Source organism: Streptomyces sp. NPDC047706, assembly GCF_043204795.1.
Lineage (GTDB): Bacteria > Actinomycetota > Actinomycetes > Streptomycetales > Streptomycetaceae > Streptomyces.
The window spans coordinates 187922-203992 of record NZ_JBIDCW010000007.1; the positions used below are offsets into that span (position 1 = coordinate 187922).

The 16071-nt window shown below is 71.7% G+C and carries 13 protein-coding genes and 1 riboswitch; of the genes, 8 read left to right on the plus strand and 5 right to left on the minus strand.

The annotated features are described in order from the left end of the window. Nucleotides 1–90 precede the first annotated feature (90 nt). Nucleotides 91–182: riboswitch (ZMP/ZTP riboswitch) on the plus strand. Nucleotides 183–223: 41 nt separating this feature from the next. From ACGF8A_RS11140 to ACGF8A_RS11150, 3 genes are all read left to right on the plus strand, one after another. Next, complete coding sequence (locus ACGF8A_RS11140; RefSeq protein ID WP_393106544.1) at nucleotides 224–1672, plus strand: glycine hydroxymethyltransferase; 1449 nt, start codon at nucleotides 224–226, stop codon at nucleotides 1670–1672. Nucleotides 1673–2067: 395 nt separating this feature from the next. Continuing rightward, nucleotides 2068–3081 (plus strand): tryptophan--tRNA ligase, encoded by a 1014-nt coding sequence (gene trpS / locus ACGF8A_RS11145; protein ID WP_393106546.1) that lies wholly within the window; start codon nucleotides 2068–2070, stop codon nucleotides 3079–3081. Nucleotides 3082–3281: 200 nt separating this feature from the next. Beyond that, nucleotides 3282–3860, plus strand: a complete 579-nt coding sequence (locus ACGF8A_RS11150; RefSeq protein ID WP_393106548.1) for a 2'-5' RNA ligase family protein — start codon at nucleotides 3282–3284, stop codon at nucleotides 3858–3860. Nucleotides 3861–3921: 61 nt separating this feature from the next. On the opposite strand, the gene ACGF8A_RS11155 is transcribed toward ACGF8A_RS11150, so the two are convergent. After that, complete coding sequence (locus ACGF8A_RS11155; protein ID WP_393106550.1) at nucleotides 3922–4677, minus strand: decaprenylphospho-beta-D-erythro-pentofuranosid-2-ulose 2-reductase; 756 nt, start codon at nucleotides 4675–4677, stop codon at nucleotides 3922–3924. Nucleotides 4678–5295: 618 nt separating this feature from the next. Here ACGF8A_RS11155 and ACGF8A_RS11160 point away from each other — a divergent pair. Next, nucleotides 5296–6225: a YihY/virulence factor BrkB family protein gene (locus ACGF8A_RS11160; protein WP_393106552.1), complete on the plus strand. Its 930-nt coding sequence runs from the start codon at nucleotides 5296–5298 to the stop codon at nucleotides 6223–6225. Between the two features lie 279 nt (nucleotides 6226–6504). Here the strand turns inward: ACGF8A_RS11160 and ACGF8A_RS11165 are convergent, their stop codons facing one another. After that, nucleotides 6505–7773, minus strand: a complete 1269-nt coding sequence (locus tag ACGF8A_RS11165) for a D-alanyl-D-alanine carboxypeptidase family protein (RefSeq protein WP_393106730.1) — start codon at nucleotides 7771–7773, stop codon at nucleotides 6505–6507. Nucleotides 7774–7921: 148 nt separating this feature from the next. On the opposite strand from ACGF8A_RS11165, the gene ACGF8A_RS11170 reads away from it, so the two are divergent. The 3 genes from ACGF8A_RS11170 to ACGF8A_RS11180 all read left to right on the plus strand — a co-directional run bounded on the left by ACGF8A_RS11170 (nucleotide 7922) and on the right by ACGF8A_RS11180 (nucleotide 10533). Then, nucleotides 7922–8161 carry an SCO4848 family membrane protein gene (locus ACGF8A_RS11170; RefSeq protein ID WP_393106554.1) on the plus strand — a complete coding sequence of 80 codons (240 nt, stop codon included), beginning with the start codon at nucleotides 7922–7924 and terminating at the stop codon, nucleotides 8159–8161. A 34-nt stretch (nucleotides 8162–8195) separates the two neighbouring features. Further along, nucleotides 8196–9644, plus strand: a complete 1449-nt coding sequence (locus ACGF8A_RS11175; protein WP_393106556.1) for a metallophosphoesterase — start codon at nucleotides 8196–8198, stop codon at nucleotides 9642–9644. A 487-nt stretch (nucleotides 9645–10131) separates the two neighbouring features. Then, nucleotides 10132–10533, plus strand: coding sequence for an ATP-binding protein (locus tag ACGF8A_RS11180; protein WP_393106558.1), 402 nt, complete (start codon nucleotides 10132–10134; stop codon nucleotides 10531–10533). Between the two features lie 172 nt (nucleotides 10534–10705). Here the strand turns inward: ACGF8A_RS11180 and ACGF8A_RS11185 are convergent, their stop codons facing one another. Next, nucleotides 10706–12172: a sensor histidine kinase gene (locus tag ACGF8A_RS11185; RefSeq protein WP_393106560.1), complete on the minus strand. Its 1467-nt coding sequence runs from the start codon at nucleotides 12170–12172 to the stop codon at nucleotides 10706–10708. Next, nucleotides 12169–12858, minus strand: coding sequence for a response regulator transcription factor (locus ACGF8A_RS11190; protein ID WP_393106562.1), 690 nt, complete (start codon nucleotides 12856–12858; stop codon nucleotides 12169–12171). The genes ACGF8A_RS11185 and ACGF8A_RS11190 overlap by 4 nt, the downstream gene beginning before the upstream one ends. A gap of 167 nt (nucleotides 12859–13025) precedes the next feature. Here ACGF8A_RS11190 and ACGF8A_RS11195 point away from each other — a divergent pair, with 167 nt between their 5' ends. Further along, nucleotides 13026–15428 carry an MMPL family transporter gene (locus tag ACGF8A_RS11195; RefSeq protein ID WP_393106732.1) on the plus strand — a complete coding sequence of 801 codons (2403 nt, stop codon included), beginning with the start codon at nucleotides 13026–13028 and terminating at the stop codon, nucleotides 15426–15428. On the opposite strand, the gene ACGF8A_RS11200 is transcribed toward ACGF8A_RS11195, so the two are convergent. Beyond that, entirely contained in the window at nucleotides 15421–16038 is a 618-nt protein-coding gene (locus tag ACGF8A_RS11200; RefSeq protein WP_393106564.1) for a Uma2 family endonuclease, read from the minus strand. The two genes, ACGF8A_RS11195 and ACGF8A_RS11200, sit on opposite strands and share 8 nt — an antisense overlap. Between the last annotated feature and the right edge of the window lie 33 nt (nucleotides 16039–16071).

The following is a 16071-nucleotide window of genomic DNA, read 5'->3' on the forward strand; positions in this document are numbered from 1 at the left end:
CAACTCCCGAACATGAGGCTGAACCCCCTTCTTATCGTCGCTCGCATGGTGGACCGGGGAACCGGACCCTCCGGCGCGCCCGGTAGGCTGATCGCGGGCCGTGACTGGCGCGCTGGGATGGGACCGACCATCGGGGAGCGGCCTTGAGCAGTGAGCGAGTGCCGTGCGCCTGGGCCGAACCGTGAACCGTGACCGCTGCAAGCCACGCCGCCCGGAGGCCGAGATGTCAGAGCAGCCCCTCTCCACCGAGTCCACCGCCTTTCGTTCCGCTCTCGATGTGATCCGCGCCGTCGAACCGCGCATCGCCGACGCGATCGGCCAGGAGGTGGCCGACCAGCGCGAGATGCTCAAGCTGATCGCCTCGGAGAACTACGCCTCGCCGGCCACCCTGCTGACGATGGGCAACTGGTTCAGCGACAAGTACGCCGAGGGCACCGTCGGCCGTCGCTTCTATGCCGGCTGCCGCAACGTCGACACCGTCGAATCGCTGGCCGCGGAACACGCGCGCGAGCTCTTCGGCGCGCGCCACGCCTACGTCCAGCCGCACTCCGGCATCGACGCCAACCTCGTCGCCTTCTGGGCCGTCCTCGCCGACCGTGTCGAGGCCCCCTTCCTGGAGAAGACCGGCGTCCGCCAGGTCAACGACCTCTCCGAGGCCGACTGGGCCGAACTGCGCCGGGCCTTCGGCAACCAGCGCATGCTCGGCATGTCCCTGGACGCGGGAGGTCACCTCACCCACGGCTTCCGCCCGAACATCTCCGGCAAGATGTTCGACCAGCGCTCCTACGGCACGGACCCGGCCACGGGCCTGATCGACTACGAGGCCCTGCGCGCCCAGGCCCGCGAGTTCAAGCCGCTGATCATCGTCGCCGGCTACTCCGCCTACCCCCGGCTCGTGAACTTCCGGATCATGCGCGAGATCGCCGACGAGGTCGGCGCGACGCTCATGGTGGACATGGCCCACTTCGCCGGACTCGTCGCCGGCAAGGTCCTCACCGGGGACTTCGACCCGGTCCCGCACGCCCAGATCGTCACCACCACCACCCACAAGTCGCTGCGCGGCCCGCGCGGCGGCATGGTCCTGTGCGACGACTCCCTCAAGGACCAGGTCGACCGCGGCTGCCCGATGGTCCTCGGCGGCCCGCTCCCGCACGTCATGGCCGCCAAGGCCGTGGCTCTCGCCGAGGCCCGTCAGCCTTCCTTCCGCGACTACGCCCAGCGCATCGTCGACAACTCCCGCGCCCTCGCCGAGGGCCTGACGCGGCGCGGCGCCACCCTGGTCACCGGCGGCACCGACAACCACCTCAACCTGATCGACGTCGCCTCCTCCTACGGCCTCACCGGCCGCCAGGCCGAGGCAGCCCTGCTCGAGTCCGGCATCGTCACCAACCGCAACGCCATCCCGGCCGACCCGAACGGCGCCTGGTACACCTCCGGCATCCGCGTCGGCACCCCCGCCCTGACCACCCGGGGCCTGGGCACCGCCGAGATGGACGAGGTCGCCGGCCTCATCGACCGCGTGCTGACCAGCACCGAGTCCGGCACCACCAGCAAGGGCGCGCCCTCCAAGGCCCAGCACGTGCTGGACCCGAAGGTGGCGGACGAGATCTCCCACCGCGCCACCGACCTCGTGGCCGGCTTCCCCCTCTACCCGGAGGTCGACCTCGGCTGACGCCTGCGCCGCGCCGCGGCGACGGGCACCCCGTCCAGCGACAGCCACGTCGGCTGCCGTCACGGGCGTCGCGACCGCGGGGCCGGCCGCATCCGCTGTCAGCGGCCCGGCCCCGGCGAACGCCGCCTCGCGGCCGGCGAGCGTGCACGGGCGGGCCGCCGTGCCCACGGTGCTCCTCGTCATACGGGTCCGCACCAGCTCCGGGTACGTATCCGGCTCTCCGGCGCGTACGCGAGCGATCACCGCGGCCTCCTCGACGGTGCGGCCCCCTCCCGCGTCCCCGCACTCTCGTTGCACCGCGGAAGGCGATTCGGTTCCCACCCGTGCGGGGTCAGCTCCCGACCAGAGCCGGAGGGGTCCCCGAGCGGTCCCCGAGCTCTGAGAGAATGGTGAGCATGGCCTCTGATCGACCCCGTGTGCTCTCCGGAATCCAGCCCACCGCAGGCTCGTTCCACCTCGGCAACTACCTCGGCGCCGTCCGCCAGTGGGTGGCTCTGCAGGAGACCCACGACGCGTTCTACATGGTCGTCGACCTGCACGCGATCACGGTGCCGCAGGACCCGGCGGACCTGCGCGCCAACACCCGGCTCGCCGCCGCCCAGCTGCTCGCGGCCGGACTCGACCCCGAGCGCTGCACGCTGTTCGTCCAGAGCCACGTCCCCGAGCACGCCCAGCTCGCCTGGGTCATGAACTGCCTCACCGGATTCGGCGAGGCCTCCCGCATGACCCAGTTCAAGGACAAGTCCGCCAAGCAGGGCGCGGACCGCGCCTCCGTCGGCCTGTTCACCTACCCGGTCCTGCAGGTCGCGGACATCCTTCTCTACCAGGCCAACGAGGTCCCGGTCGGCGAGGACCAGCGCCAGCACATCGAGCTCACCCGTGACCTCGCCGAGCGCTTCAACGGCCGCTTCGGCCGGACGTTCACGGTCCCGAAGCCGTACATCCTCAAGGAGACGGCCAAGATCTACGACCTTCAGGACCCGACGATCAAGATGAGCAAGTCGGCGTCCACGCCGAAGGGCCTGATCAACCTGCTCGACGAGCCCAAGTCCACGGCGAAGAAGGTCAAGAGCGCGGTCACCGACACGGACACCGTGATCCGTTTCGACCCCGAGGCCAAGCCGGGCGTCAGCAACCTCCTCTCGATCTACGCGACCCTCACCGGGGCGGGAATCGCGGAACTGGAGGAGAAGTACGCGGGCAAGGGCTACGGTGCGCTCAAGACGGATCTCGCCGAGGTCATGGTCGAGTTCGTGACGCCCTTCCGGGAGCGGACCAACCAGTACCTCGACGACCCGGAGACGCTGGACTCGATCCTGGCCAAGGGCGCGGAGAAGGCGCGCGCCGTCGCCGCGGAGACCCTGGCACAGGCCTACGACCGGGTGGGCTTCCTGCCGGCCAAGCACTGAGCCGGGCCGTACACCCGTACAACCGGCCGTACACCCCCAACCCCGGGCCGTACACCCGTACCCCCGCACAGCGCTGCACATCACTGCGGCTGCGCCTGCCCAGGAGACGGCCGGAGCCGTACAGTCGAAGCCGGAAGGCCGCGATCGCGGCCACCTGTGCCCGCCCGGGACCCGTACCCGACACGACGACAGGAGACGACGTGGGGACCGTAACGATCGGTGTGTCGATCGCGGTCCCGGAGCCGCACGGCAGCCTGCTCCAGCAGCGGCGCGCGGGCTTCGGCGACGCCGCGGCTTACGGCATCCCCACGCATGTCACCCTGCTGCCGCCGACGGAGATCGACGACTCGCGGCTGCCCGCCGTCGAGGCGCACCTCGCCGGGGTCGCCACCGCCGGGCGCCCCTTCGCGATGCGGCTGTCCGGGACCGGGACCTTCCGGCCCGTGTCGCCCGTCGTGTACGTGCGGGTCGTCGACGGCGCCCAGGCCTGCACGTGGCTGCAGAAGCAGGTCCGGGACGCCTCGGGTCCCATGGCACGCGAACTGCTGTTCCCCTACCACCCGCACGTCACCGTCGCCCACGGCATCGACGAGGCGGCCATGGACCGCGCCTTCGAGGAACTCGCCGACTACCGGGCCGAGTGGGCCTGCACCGGCTTCGCCCTCTACGAACAGGGCGCCGACGACGTCTGGCGCAAGCTGCGGGACTTCGCGTTCGGCGGCGCGGTGGTGCCTCCGCAGGCGGGGCATGTGGAGCGGGGCACCATCTCCAGCCGCTAGCTCTCCCGGGGCAGGCGACGACCTGCGGACGGCCTCCGACGGAGGCGTGCCGGTCCGGTGGCTAGAGGGGGATACGCCGGAACACCTGACGCGGCAGGTGGCGCAGGGCCGCCGTCACCACGCGGAGCGCTCCCGGTACCCACACCGTCTCCGAGCGGCGGCGCAGGCCCAGTTCGACGGCCGTCGCGACCGCTTCCGGGGTGGTGGCGAGAGGGGGTTCCGCGAGGCCGCTGGTCTTGTGGGAGCGGACGAATCCGGGGCGTACGACCATGACGTGCACGCCCGTCCCGTGCAGCGCGTCACCCAGACCCTGGGCGAACGTGTCGAGGCCGGCCTTGCTGGAGCCGTAGATGAAGTTCGAGCGGCAGGCGCGCTCGGCGGCGACCGAGGAGAGGACGACCAGCGAGCCGTGGCCCTGGGACTGCAACGCCCGTGCGCCGACCAGACCCGCCGAGACGGCTCCCGTGTAGTTGGTCTGCGCGACACGTACCGCGCTCACCGGCTCGCGCTCGTCGTGCGCCTGGTCGCCGAGGATCCCGAACGCGAGCAGCACCATGTCGATGTCGCCCTCGGCGAAGACCTTGCCGAGCACCGTCTCGTGGGACCCGGGGTCCAGCGCGTCGAAGGCGACGGTGTGCACCCGCGCACCTTGGGCGCGCAGACCGTCGGCCGCCTTCTCCAGGGCGGGCGAGGGGCGTCCGGCCAGCCACACCGTGCGCGTGCGCCGCATGACCAGACGGCGTGCGGTGGCCAGCGCGATCTCGGACGTACCGCCGAGGACGAGGAGGGACCGGGGCAGACCGAAGGCGTCCTTCATGACAGCTCCTGGGGGAGGGACGGGCTTGGGGCGGGCGGGGCGAGGCCGACCCACATCGCGATGGGCCGGTCGAAGGCCGACCATGGGGCGGGGCGCAGGCCGGGCCACGGGCCGGGTGACAGGGCGGGATACCGGGAGGGCCGGCGGCCGGATACGGGGCGGGCCGTCGGCCACGGACCGGGTACCGGGCGGGACACGGCGCGGGCCACCGGCCGTGCACAGGGCGGGACATGGGGGGCCACCGGCCGCGTACAGGGAGGAACACCGTCCGTGCGGAGGGAGGACCACCGGCGGTGTACAGGACGGGCTGCTGGGGGCACGAGGGATGCGGGCCGGGGTGCAGGCCGCGTCGGGGGCGGCGTCGGCAGGCATGGTGGTGACCGTAACGCCCTATGCGTCGCATTGATTCCGAAACATCCGGTAACTACCCGGAATGGGTGATTAATGGGATGTCGTCCCGTCGTGCGGTATTTCCGGGATGTCGATGCGGACAGGAGGCCGGTGCCGGTCACGTTCCGGCGGTTCCGGGGCACTAGGACAAGTGGTTCCGGCACGGGCCGGGGAGACCGGCGGCCGCGTCGGCCGTATCGGCGGTGAGGCGGAGGGCAGGCTCGGATCATGGACTGGCTGAAGAAGCTCCCCTTCATCGGCCCTGCGGCCACCCGGCTGATGGCCACGCACGCGTGGCGGTCGTTCGAGCGGCTGGACCGGGTGAAGTGGACACGCCTGGCCGCCGCGATGACGTTCACCAGCTTCGTCGCACTGTTCCCGCTGCTCACCGTGGGCGCCGCGATCGCCGCCGCCACGCTCAGCACGGAACAGCAGAAGGAGATCCAGGACAAGATCGCCGAGCAGATCCCCGGCATCTCCGACCAGCTGAACATCGGCGCCCTGGTGGACAACGCCGGCACCATCGGGATCATCGCCGGAGCGCTGCTGCTGTTCACCGGCATCGGGTGGGTCGGCTCGATGCGCGACTGTCTGCGCGCGGTGTGGGAGCTGCCGGACGAGGAGGACAATCCCGTCCTGCGCAAGGTCAAGGACGCGGGCGTCCTCCTGGGGCTCGGCGGCGCGCTGCTCGTCACCCTCGCCGCGTCCACCGTCGCCTCGGCCGCCGTCGGCTGGGGCGCCCGCCGGCTGGGCCTCGAAGAGCAGGGCTGGGGGACCCTGCTGCTGCGCACCGCCGCGTTCGCCGTGGCCGTGCTCGCCGCGTTCCTGCTCCTGCTCTACGTCCTCACGCTGCTCCCCGGCGTCGAGCCGTCCCGGCGGCGGCTGATCGTGGGCGCGCTGGTCGGCGCGGTCGGGTTCGAACTGCTGAAGCTGCTGCTGAGCGGCTATGTCCAGGGTGTGGCCGCGAAGAGCATGTACGGCGCCTTCGGCGTCCCCGTCGCCCTGCTGCTGTGGATCAACTTCACCTCGAAGCTCGTCCTCTTCTGCGCCGCCTGGACCGCGACGCCGAGCAAGGAGGCCGAACGGGCGGAGGCCGAAGGGGCCGACGGGATCGGCCCGGACGGCATGACGGGCGCGGCTGCGGCGAGCGGGGGATGAGGGGAGCGGCCGGGGGAGGGAGGGGAGCCGGGGCTCAGCGGAACGGGACCGAGCACGACTCCCGGGCGCGCCGCACCGCCGGGGCGGCTGACCCCGCGGCCCTCGGATCGCCGTCCGGGCGGCAGTCCTGGCGGCGTTCGGATCGCCGTCCGGGCGGCAGTCCTGGCGGCGTTCGGATCGCCGTCCGGGCGGCAGTCCTGGCGGCGTTCGGATCGCCGTCCGGACCGCAGTCCCGTCGCCCTCGGATCCCCGTTCAGGCAGCGGTCCCCGCTTCTCGGATCACCGCCGGCGCAGTGGCCACCGCCGGTTCACCAGGAACGCGCCGCCCGCGAGCAGAGCCAGCAGGCCGGCCGTGACGGCGAAGGCGATCCCGACGCCGGTGGAGCCTTCGCCGGCGGTCGCGCTCGTCACGGGCTTGTCCGACTCACCCTCGGTTCCCGAGCCGCCGCCCGCCTCACCGGCGTTCGCCTGGCCCGGGGGGGTGGCGCCGGAGGGGGCTCCCGCCGCGCCCTTGGGCGGCACCAGCTCACCCACCGGCTCCACCTTCCCGGCCGCCTTGAAGCCCCAGTCGAACAGTCGTGCGGTCTCCTTGTAGACCTCGTTGTGCTCGTCCTTCTCAGGGTTCATCACGGTCACGAGCAGCACCTTGCCGCCGCGTTCGGCGACGCCGGTGAAGGTGGCGCCGGCGTTGGTGGTGTTGCCGTTCTTGACGCCCGCGATGCCCTGGTACTGCGAGAGGCCGAAGTCGCCGGTCAGCAGGCGGTTGGTGTTCTGGATCTCGAATGTCTCGCGGACCGGCCTGCCCTTCTTGTTCTTCGTCGTCTGACCCGGGAACTTCGCGGTCACCGTCGAGCAGTACTCGCGGAAGTCCTTCTTCTGCAGCCCGGAGCGGGCGATCAGTGTCAGGTCGTAGGCGGACGAGACCTGGCCGGCGGCGTCGTAGCCGTCGGGGCTGACGACGTGCGTGTCGAGGGCCTGGAGTTCCTCGGCGTGCTGGTTCATCTCCTTGACCGTGTTGCCGACGCCCTGGTTCATCGCGGACAGCACGTGCACGGCGTCGTTGCCGGAGCGCAGGAAGACACCGAGCCACAGGTCGTGGACGGTGTACGTCTCGTTCTCCTTTATCCCGACCATGCTGGAACCCGAGCCGATGCCCGCCAGGTCCGCGGGGACCACCTTGCGGGTCATGGTCTTGGGGAACTTCGGCAGCAGCGTGTCCGCGAACAGCATCTTGAGGGTGCTCGCGGGGGCCAGCCGCCAGTGCGAGTTGTGTGCGGCGAGCACCTCGCCGGACTCGGCGTCGGCGATGATCCAGGACCGTGCGGTGACGTCCTTGGGCAGCACCGGAACCCCGTCGGCAAGGTTCACCTGCGTACCCGGACGGCCCAGTCGCGTGCCGCCCACGGTCGACATGTTCGCCGGGGGAGTGGCCGACGGGCTGGGTGAGGAACTCGGTGAGGGGCGTGGCGCCGCGAAAGCGGCGGGCGCGGTCAGTGAAACGGACAACAGGGTCGCGGAAGCGAGCAGCAGGGAACGCCTGGCGGTCATCTGCGGTGCACGGGCGGTCATCCGTGGTGCGCGGGCGGTCTTCTTCGGTGCGGGCACGACCGAGAACGTACATGTACGGTCCCCGGAAGTCCCGTCGCCCTCCCCACCCCGGCGCACGAACCGGACACTCGGCGGTGATACTGAACGCATGAAACTCAGCCACCCGATCTCCTGGTTCCTGCTCGCCTTCGGGGTGTGGAGCTGGGTCATCTGGGTCACTTTCGTCAACAACCTGATCAAGGACAGCAGCGGGCTGGCGTTCGAGGACGACCGACCGACGGCGTACTTCTGGGTGCATCTCACGCTCGCCGTCGTCTCCCTCGTATTGGGGACGGTCATCGGGGTCATCGGGTTGCGCGGAGTACGCGCTCTGCGCCGCAAGTCATAGCGATCCGCACCCCGGCCAAGGAGAGAACAACGGCATGGTGATCGTCTTCCTGCTCGTCGTGGTGAGCGTCCTCGTCGTGGCGAACTGGTACCTGTGGCGCCGCCTGTTCCGCGACACGACCCGGAGTCCGGGCGCGCTGCGCCGTGCCGGTGCGGTGCTGATCGCGGGAGGCTGGGTGCTGGCGATCGCCGCTCTGGTGGCCGAACGCGCCGGCGCCCCCTTCTGGCTCCAGCGCACCCTCGCCTGGCCGGGCTTCCTGTGGCTCGCGCTGTCGATCTATCTGCTGCTCGCCGTCGTCGCCGGTGAGGTCGTACGACCGCTGCTGCTGCGTTTCCTGGAGCGCCGGGACGCGCGGCAGCGGGGGCCGGCCGCGGCCGGCGTGACGCGGCCGCAGCGGTGGCCCGAGCCGATACCGGCGGGAGCACCGCCCCTGGGGGGCGTCTGCGACAGGCCGTCCACAGGGACCGTGAGCGAACAGCCGTCCACGGGGACCGTCTCCGACGAGCCGCCCCAGGAGGCCGCCGCGACGGAGACGGGGGCGCCCGCCCACGCCGACGAACCGCGGCCCCCGGCCGACGAACCGCGGCCCCCGGCCGACGAACCGCGGCCCCCGGCCGACGAACCGCGGCCCCCGGCCGACGAACCGCGGCACCCCGCGCCTTCCCGCCGTCTGTTCGTCTCCCGGGTCGTCGCGGGTGCCGCCGCCGCGGTGGCCGCCGGCACGGTCGGCACCGGCACCTACGGCGTTCTCAACGGCCCCGGGGTGAAGCGTGTGACCGTCCCGCTGGCCAAGCTCCCGCGCGCGGCACACGGATTCCGGATCGCGGTGGTCAGCGATGTCCACCTGGGCCCGGTCCTCGGCCGGGGCTTCGCCCAGAAGGTGGTCGACACGATCAACGGCACGCAGCCCGACCTGATCGCGGTCGTCGGTGACCTGGTCGACGGCAGCGTGCAGGACCTGGGTCCCGCCGCCGCGCCCCTGGCCCAACTGCGCGCCCGGCACGGCACCTACTTCGTCACCGGCAACCACGAGTACTTCTCCGGCGCCGGGCAGTGGGTCGAGCAGGTGCGGCGGCTGGGCATGCGCCCGCTGGAGAACGCGCGGACGGAGCTGCCCTGGTTCGACCTGGCGGGCGTCAACGACGTCGCGGGCGAGAGCGAGGGTCAGGGCCCCGACTTCACCAGTGCGCTGGGCGATCGTGACACCACGCGTGCGTGCGTGCTCCTCGCCCACCAGCCGGTCCAGATCCACGAGGCCGTCGAACACCACGTGGACCTCCAGCTCTCCGGTCACACCCACGGCGGCCAGCTCTGGCCCGGCGGCCTCGTCGCGGCGGCCGCGAACCCGACCCTCGCGGGCCTGGAGCGCTACGGCGACACCCAGTTGTACGTCAGCCGGGGCGCGGGGGCCTGGGGGCCGCCCACCCGCGTGGGTGCCCCCTCGGACATCACGGTCATCGAGCTGGCGTCGGCCCAGACGTAGGTGTCCGCGAACTCCCGCGCAGCCGTCTCCTCGTGAACAGCGTGCGAAACCCCCGGGAGGAAGCCGACCGGCATGTTCGTCCTGCTCTCCGCGAAGTCGCCTTCCTCGCCGAGAGGCCCCGTGATGGAGTGAGCCGCGCCATGGGGAGCCGGCACGTGGGCCTTCGGGAGGGCGCCGATGCGATCGGTCCGCTCACGGATTGCCGCGTCCTTCTTCGGCAACTGCCCGGGGTGCCCGGGACACGAGGTGCCCTTTACACCGTCGGCCGGGTCGCCGGCCACCCCGGCCCGCAGCACCTTCGGTTCGCTGCCCGCGGGCAGCGGCTCCACCATGAACACCGACTGCGCCGGCAGGGCGTCGCCCGCGCACTGACGCGAACTGGCGTGTTCCCACGGCCTTGACAACCGCCGGTTCCGCCCAAGGTACGCCGGACAGCCCTCGGACCCAGCACCATGTGACGCAGGTGTGCGCGTGGTGAGGAGCAAACGTGGTGAGACGCTACGCCTTCCGGCTGCCCCGGCATCCGGCCTCCGTCGGTCTCGCCCGGCGCCGGGTACGGGACCATCTGATCGACTGGGGGCTGGGCTCAGGCACCCCGGCGCTGGCCGACGCCGTACTGCTGGTGTCCGAGCTCGTCACCAACGCCGTACGTCACGGGCCACGCACGGAGGCCGAGTTCGAGATCGCGGTGACCGCGCTCGCCGACGGCTCCTGCCTCATAGAGGTCTCCGACGAGGGCAGCCGCGTACCCCGCCTCCGCCCGGTCGACGACGCGCAGGAGGCGGGACGGGGCCTGCACCTGGTGGAGCACATCGCCACGGCCTGGGGCGTGTGGAGCCGGGGCAGCCACGGCAAGACGGTGTGGGCACTGGTGCACTCCGACGGGTAGGCCGCGCAACGCCCCAGCAGGCACGAACGCACGCCGCCCCGGCCCAGCCCCCCGGCACCACGCTTCCCCGCCCCCGCCGAGCGCACCGCCCCGTACCCCGCCCAGCGCTTGAGCGCGCCGGCACCGCGCCTCTGCGCAGCCGAGCCAGCCGAGCGCACCGCCCCGCCCACCCCTACGCCGGAACCGGCGCCCGCAGCGGCAGTGTCACCGTCACCGAGAGCCCCTCACCCGGCGCCGTACGCACCCCCACCTCGCCCCCGTGGGCGTGGACCACGCCCTGCACGATCGCCATCCCCAGCCCGCTGCCCGCGCCGCCGCCCGCGCGGAAGAAGCGGTCGAAGATCCGGGCCGCGTCCTCGGCGTCCAGTCCGGGCCCCTCGTCGGCGACGCACAGCCGCACCGCTCCGTCGTCCGCCCGCTCCACCGCGAGCCGTAGCGGCACGTCGGCGGGCGTGTGGATGCGTACGTTGGCCAGCAGGTTCCCGAGTATCTGGCGCAGCCCGGACTCGTCGGCGTGCACCAGCACCGAGCCGTCGGCGTGGACGGACATCGGCCGCTCCGGCTGCTGCACCCGCAGGTCCTCGGCCGCCTCACGCACCAGGCGGCTCACGTCGACGTTGCGGAACCGCAGTTGGGGCTGCTGGTCGAGGCGGGCGAGGGTGAGGAGCTCGTCGACGAGGCGGCCCATGCGGTCGGCCTCCGTGAGCACCCGCTCCCAGGCGCGCTTGCGGTCGGCCGGGTCGCGCAGCATGCCTTTGTCGTACAGCTGGAGATAGCCGCGTATCGCGGACAGCGGTGTGCGCAGTTCGTGCGAGGCGTCGGCGACGAAGCGGCGCAACTGGGCCGCGCTGTGCTCGCGGGTGCGGTACGCCGACTCCACCTGGTGAAGCATGGAGTTGAGGGCGAGCCGCAGTTGCTCGACCTCCAGGGTGGGCTCGCGGCTGGACGGCACCCGCCGGGTCAGGTCGCCCTCGGCGATGGCCGTGGACGTCTCGACCATGTCCTCCAGCGGCTGCGTCCGGCGGCGCACGCTGAACATCGTCAGCCAGGCCAGCATGGCCAGCAGCAGGACGCCGGCGGCGATGTCCAGCTTGAGGGCGCGGGCGACGACCTCCCGCAGGGGCTCGGTCGAGGCGGCGAGCAGCACGGTCGTGCCGTCGGCGAGCTGTCCGGCGGTGACGCGGTAGTGGTCGCCGCGCACCTGCAGGTCGTGCGGCTCGGTGTCGGCGGCGAGGGCCGCAGGGTCGTCCACGGCGGCGGCCAGGGCGCGCTGGGTGCCGCTCGGGGCGAGGCCGCCGATGGTCCGGGCCTGTCCGTCACGGTCCACGGCCACGAAGAGCGAGCCCTGCACGGTGGAGTCGGCCGGGGCGCCGGAGGCGCCGGGTCCCATCTTTTCGCTCAGGGCGAACAGCGTGGTCAGCGAGTCGACCTGCTCGAAGGTCAGCGGAGTCTCACCGATCGAGTCCCGGGACACCATCAGCTCCCGGTCGACGGCGTCGAGCAGATACAGCCGCATGCCCACCACGCTGACACACGTCGCCACGACCACACCGAGGGCCAGCAGCAGCACGTTCGCCATCGTCAGCTTGCCCCGCAGCGAGCGCGGGCCGCGCGCGCGGCGCCACCTGGGCCGCGTCATGCCAGGCCGTATCCCACGCCGCGCCGGGTGGTGATCACCGGCGGTCCCAGTGTGTCCAGCTTGCGCCGCAGATAGCTGATGTAGGTCTCCACGACGGTCGACTCGGACGGCACGTGCTCGTACTGCCAGACGTGCCGCAGGAGTTGCTCCTTGGGGACGATCCGGCCGCCGTTGCGCACCAGGAAGCGCAGCAGCGCGTACTCGGTCGGGGTCAGTTCGACGGATCTGCCCGCGCGGTGCACGCAGTACGTCGTCTCGTCCAGTTCCAGGTCGCCGTACCGAAGGGGCGGGTGCTGCGGCAGGACGTCGGCGGGGCGGGTGCGGCGCAGCACCGCGGTGACCCGGGCGACCACCTCGTCGATGTTGAACGGCTTGGTGATGTAGTCGTCGCCGAAGCCGAGGGCCCCGACGATCTCCGCGGGTGAGTCGCGGGCGGTGAGGAAGACCAGCGCCAGGCCGGGCCGCCGCTCGCGCAGTTCACGGCCCAGTGCCCGGCCGTCGCCGTCCGGGAGCATGACGTCGAGCAGCGCCGCGTCGGGCCGGGTGCGCTCGGCCAGGGTGAGCGCCTCGCGGACGGTGCCCGCGGTCATGACCTCGAAGCGGTGGTAGCGCAGGGCGATCGCGAGGACGTCGGCGATGCTCACCTCGTCCTCCACGACCAGCACGGTGCCGGGAGCCGTCGTCATGCCCCCAGTATCGGCGCGGCCACTGACATCGGGGCCCCGATGCGCTTTGGAGTTCCTTGAGAGTCATGGGCGGGTCGTGCCCACACCCACGCCGCACGGCCGATCCTGTTGCCCAGGACCTGGGGGACCAATCGATCCGCGACGAAGGAGCGTTGAGCGTGGCGACACTGGCACGCTGGTGCTATCGGCACCGGCTGGTGGTCCTGGTGCTGTGGGTGGGGGCACTGTTCGGGCTGGGCTTCACGGCGACGACGGCGGGCACGGACTACGCGAACGTCTTCTCCCTGCCGAACACCGACTCGAAGCGCGCGTACGACCTGATGGAGAAGGCCTTCCCGGAGAGCGCCGGCGACACCGGCACCGTGGTGTGGAAGGTCGAGGAGGGCACGGTCCGGGACGCGGAGGTACGGTCCCGGATCGAGCCGGCGCTGGCGGAGATCGGCGGCATGGACGGCGTCGGCCAGGTCGTCGGCCCCTACGCCGGTGAGCGGGGCGCGGCCCAGATCAGCCGGGACGGGCGGATCGCGTACGCCCAGATCACCTTCACCGAGCAGGCGAACGCCGTCCCGATGGAGCTGATCGAGGACGTCGTCGGGACCGCGCAGAGGGCCGAACGGGACGGGCTCCAGGTCGAGCTGGGCGGGCAGGCGATCGCGCGCACCCAGGAGCCGCCCACCGGCACGGCCGAACTGGTCGGGATCGCGGCGGCGGCGATCGTGCTGTTCCTGGCCTTCGGCTCACTGTTCGCGATGCTGCTGCCGATCGTCGTGGCGATCTTCGGCGTGGGTACCGGCATGCTCACGACGATGCTGCTCAGCCACGCCACGGACGTGCCCGACGTGGCGCCGCTGCTGGGCTCACTGATCGGCCTCGGCGTCGGGATCGACTACGCGCTGTTCATCGTCACCCGGCACCGGCGGGGCATCCTGCGCGGTACGACGCCGGAGGAGGCCGCCGTCACCGCCCTCAACACCTCCGGCCGCGCGGTGCTGTTCGCCGGCGGCACGGTCTGCATCGCGCTGGCCGGCATGCTGGTGATGAACCTGCGCTTCCTGGACGGTGTGGTCATCGCGACCTCCCTCACCGTCGTCTTCAGCGTCCTCGCGGCCGTCACGCTGCTGCCCGCCCTGCTCGGTCTGCTCGGCATGCGGGTGCTCAGCCGCCGGCAGCGGCACCGGCTGGCCCACGCGGGGCCGGAGCCGGAGGAGGCGAGCGGCCTGGCGGCGCGCTGGTCGGCGTACGTCCAGCGGCGCCCGCGGGCGATCGCGGCGCTCGCACTCGCGGTCATGGTGGTGCTGTCGCTGCCCGTGCTGTCCATCCGGCTGGGTGCCACCGACCAGGGCAACCACCAGGAGACGCAGACCACCCGGCAGGCCTACGACCTGCTCGCCGAGGGCTTCGGCCCCGGATTCAACGGCCCGCTCCAGGTCGTGGTGGACGGCACGGCACCCGACGCGCTGGTGTCGCGCATCGAATCCGCCGAGGGCGTCGCCCAGGTGGCCGCGCTGCCGCCCGCGAACGACGTCACGGTGATCCAGGTGGTGCCGGCGACCTCACCGCAGTCCGAGGAGACGGACCGGCTGATCGACGTGCTGCGTGACGAGGTGATCCCGGCGTCCGGCGCCGAGGCCCATGTGGGCGGTGTGACAGCGGTCTTCAAGGACTTCGCGTCGGTGACGGGCGACCGGCTGCCGTACTTCGTCGCGACGATCATCGCGCTCGGTTTCCTTCTGTTGCTGGTGGCCTTCCGCTCGCTGGTGGTGCCGTTGACCGCGGCGCTGATGAACCTGATCGCAGCGGCCGCGTCCTTCGGCGTCCTGGTGGCGATCTTCCAGTGGGGCTGGGGCACGGAACTGCTCGGCATCGGCAAGGAGGGCCCGATCACGGCGTTCCTGCCCGTCATCATGCTGTCGCTGCTGTTCGGCCTGTCGATGGACTACCAGGTGTTCCTGGTGAGCCGGATGCACGAGGAGTGGGTGCATACCAAGGACAACGCGCGCGCGGTGCGCGTCGGCCTCGCGGAGACCAGCCGCGTCATCAACTGCGCCGCCCTGATCATGATCTGCGTCTTCTCCGCGTTCGTGCTCAGCGGCGACATGGAGGGCGCGATGGCCGGTATCGGCCTGGCGGCGGCGGTCGCACTCGACGCGTTCATCCTGCGTACGGCGCTGGTGCCGGCCGCGATGCACCTGCTGGGCAAGGCCAACTGGTGGCTGCCGGCCGGGCTGGAGAAGCGGCTGCCGCATCTGGCGGTGGAACCACGGGAGGAGGAGTCCGCCGAGGATGCGGGCGGCCCCGCCTCGGTGGTCCACGGCTTCATCCGCGCGGCGGACGGCGGGCCGGTGCCGGAAGCGGTGGTGACACTGGTGTCGCGCGGCGGCCGTCAGCTGGACCGGGTGACGTCGCTGGCGGACGGTTCGTACATCGTGGCGGTGCCAGGGCCGGGGACGTATCTGCTGGCGGTGACGGCGGCGACGCACCCCTCACGCGCGGGTCATGTGGCGGTCGGTGAGGGGCCGTTGGTGTACGACGTGGAGCTGGCGGAGGGTGAGGTGGACGCCGTCAGTTAGCCTTCCGCTGCCCGGCCTTGATGATCTGCTCCACGTCGAGGGTGACCTCGGCGCCGATCGTCTCGGGCAGCGTGATCGTCTCGCCGGGAGCGTGGACGCGGTGGTTCGCGTACTCGCTCCCGGCCGGCTCCGTGAGGACGTGGAGCCGCTGATGCTTGCGGTCGACGACGAGGTAGACGGGGATCTTGGCCTGGGCGTAGGCGCCGGGCTTGGTCCTCAGGTCGTCCTTCCAGTTGCTGGACGTGACCTCCAGGACGAGGCGGAAGCAGACCGGGTCGTACGCGTTGTTCTCGACGAAGTGATCATCGATGTCGGAATCCACCACCACGAGATCGGGGATGGCGTAGTCCTCGCTCCCGGTGGGCAGCCAGAGACCGACGTTCTGGAGTACTTCGGTCTCCGCGCCGTGCAGTCCAGCGGCAATGAACGGCAGCATGAGGCCGGTGAGAGCACGGGCGTGCGGGGCATCCGGTGATGGGGTCACGAGGAGGTGGCCTCCGATGATCTCGACGCGGTAGCCCGGATGGCGCTCCATGATCTCGTCGGCGATGGCCGTGAGCGAGAACGGCTCGTCGTCGTCGAAGGGCTGCTCGACGGATGCAGCGGACATCGCGTGCCTCCTAGGGGCAGGTGTCGAGAGCAT

Excerpts from the sequence above, each read along its gene's own strand:
- ACGF8A_RS11140 (WP_393106544.1), top strand. The coding sequence starts at position 224 with ATGTCAGAGCAGCCCCTCTCCACCGAGTCCACCGCCTTTCGTTCCGCT.
- trpS (WP_393106546.1), top strand. The coding sequence starts at position 2,068 with ATGGCCTCTGATCGACCCCGTGTGCTCTCCGGAATCCAGCCCACCGCA.
- ACGF8A_RS11155 (WP_393106550.1), bottom strand. The coding sequence starts at position 4,677 with ATGAAGGACGCCTTCGGTCTGCCCCGGTCCCTCCTCGTCCTCGGCGGT.
- ACGF8A_RS11160 (WP_393106552.1), top strand. The coding sequence starts at position 5,296 with ATGGACTGGCTGAAGAAGCTCCCCTTCATCGGCCCTGCGGCCACCCGG.
- ACGF8A_RS11165 (WP_393106730.1), bottom strand. The coding sequence starts at position 7,773 with ATGACCGCCAGGCGTTCCCTGCTGCTCGCTTCCGCGACCCTGTTGTCC.
- ACGF8A_RS11170 (WP_393106554.1), top strand. The coding sequence starts at position 7,922 with ATGAAACTCAGCCACCCGATCTCCTGGTTCCTGCTCGCCTTCGGGGTG.
- ACGF8A_RS11175 (WP_393106556.1), top strand. The coding sequence starts at position 8,196 with ATGGTGATCGTCTTCCTGCTCGTCGTGGTGAGCGTCCTCGTCGTGGCG.
- ACGF8A_RS11185 (WP_393106560.1), bottom strand. The coding sequence starts at position 12,172 with ATGACGCGGCCCAGGTGGCGCCGCGCGCGCGGCCCGCGCTCGCTGCGG.
- ACGF8A_RS11190 (WP_393106562.1), bottom strand. The coding sequence starts at position 12,858 with ATGACGACGGCTCCCGGCACCGTGCTGGTCGTGGAGGACGAGGTGAGC.
- ACGF8A_RS11200 (WP_393106564.1), bottom strand. The coding sequence starts at position 16,038 with ATGTCCGCTGCATCCGTCGAGCAGCCCTTCGACGACGACGAGCCGTTC.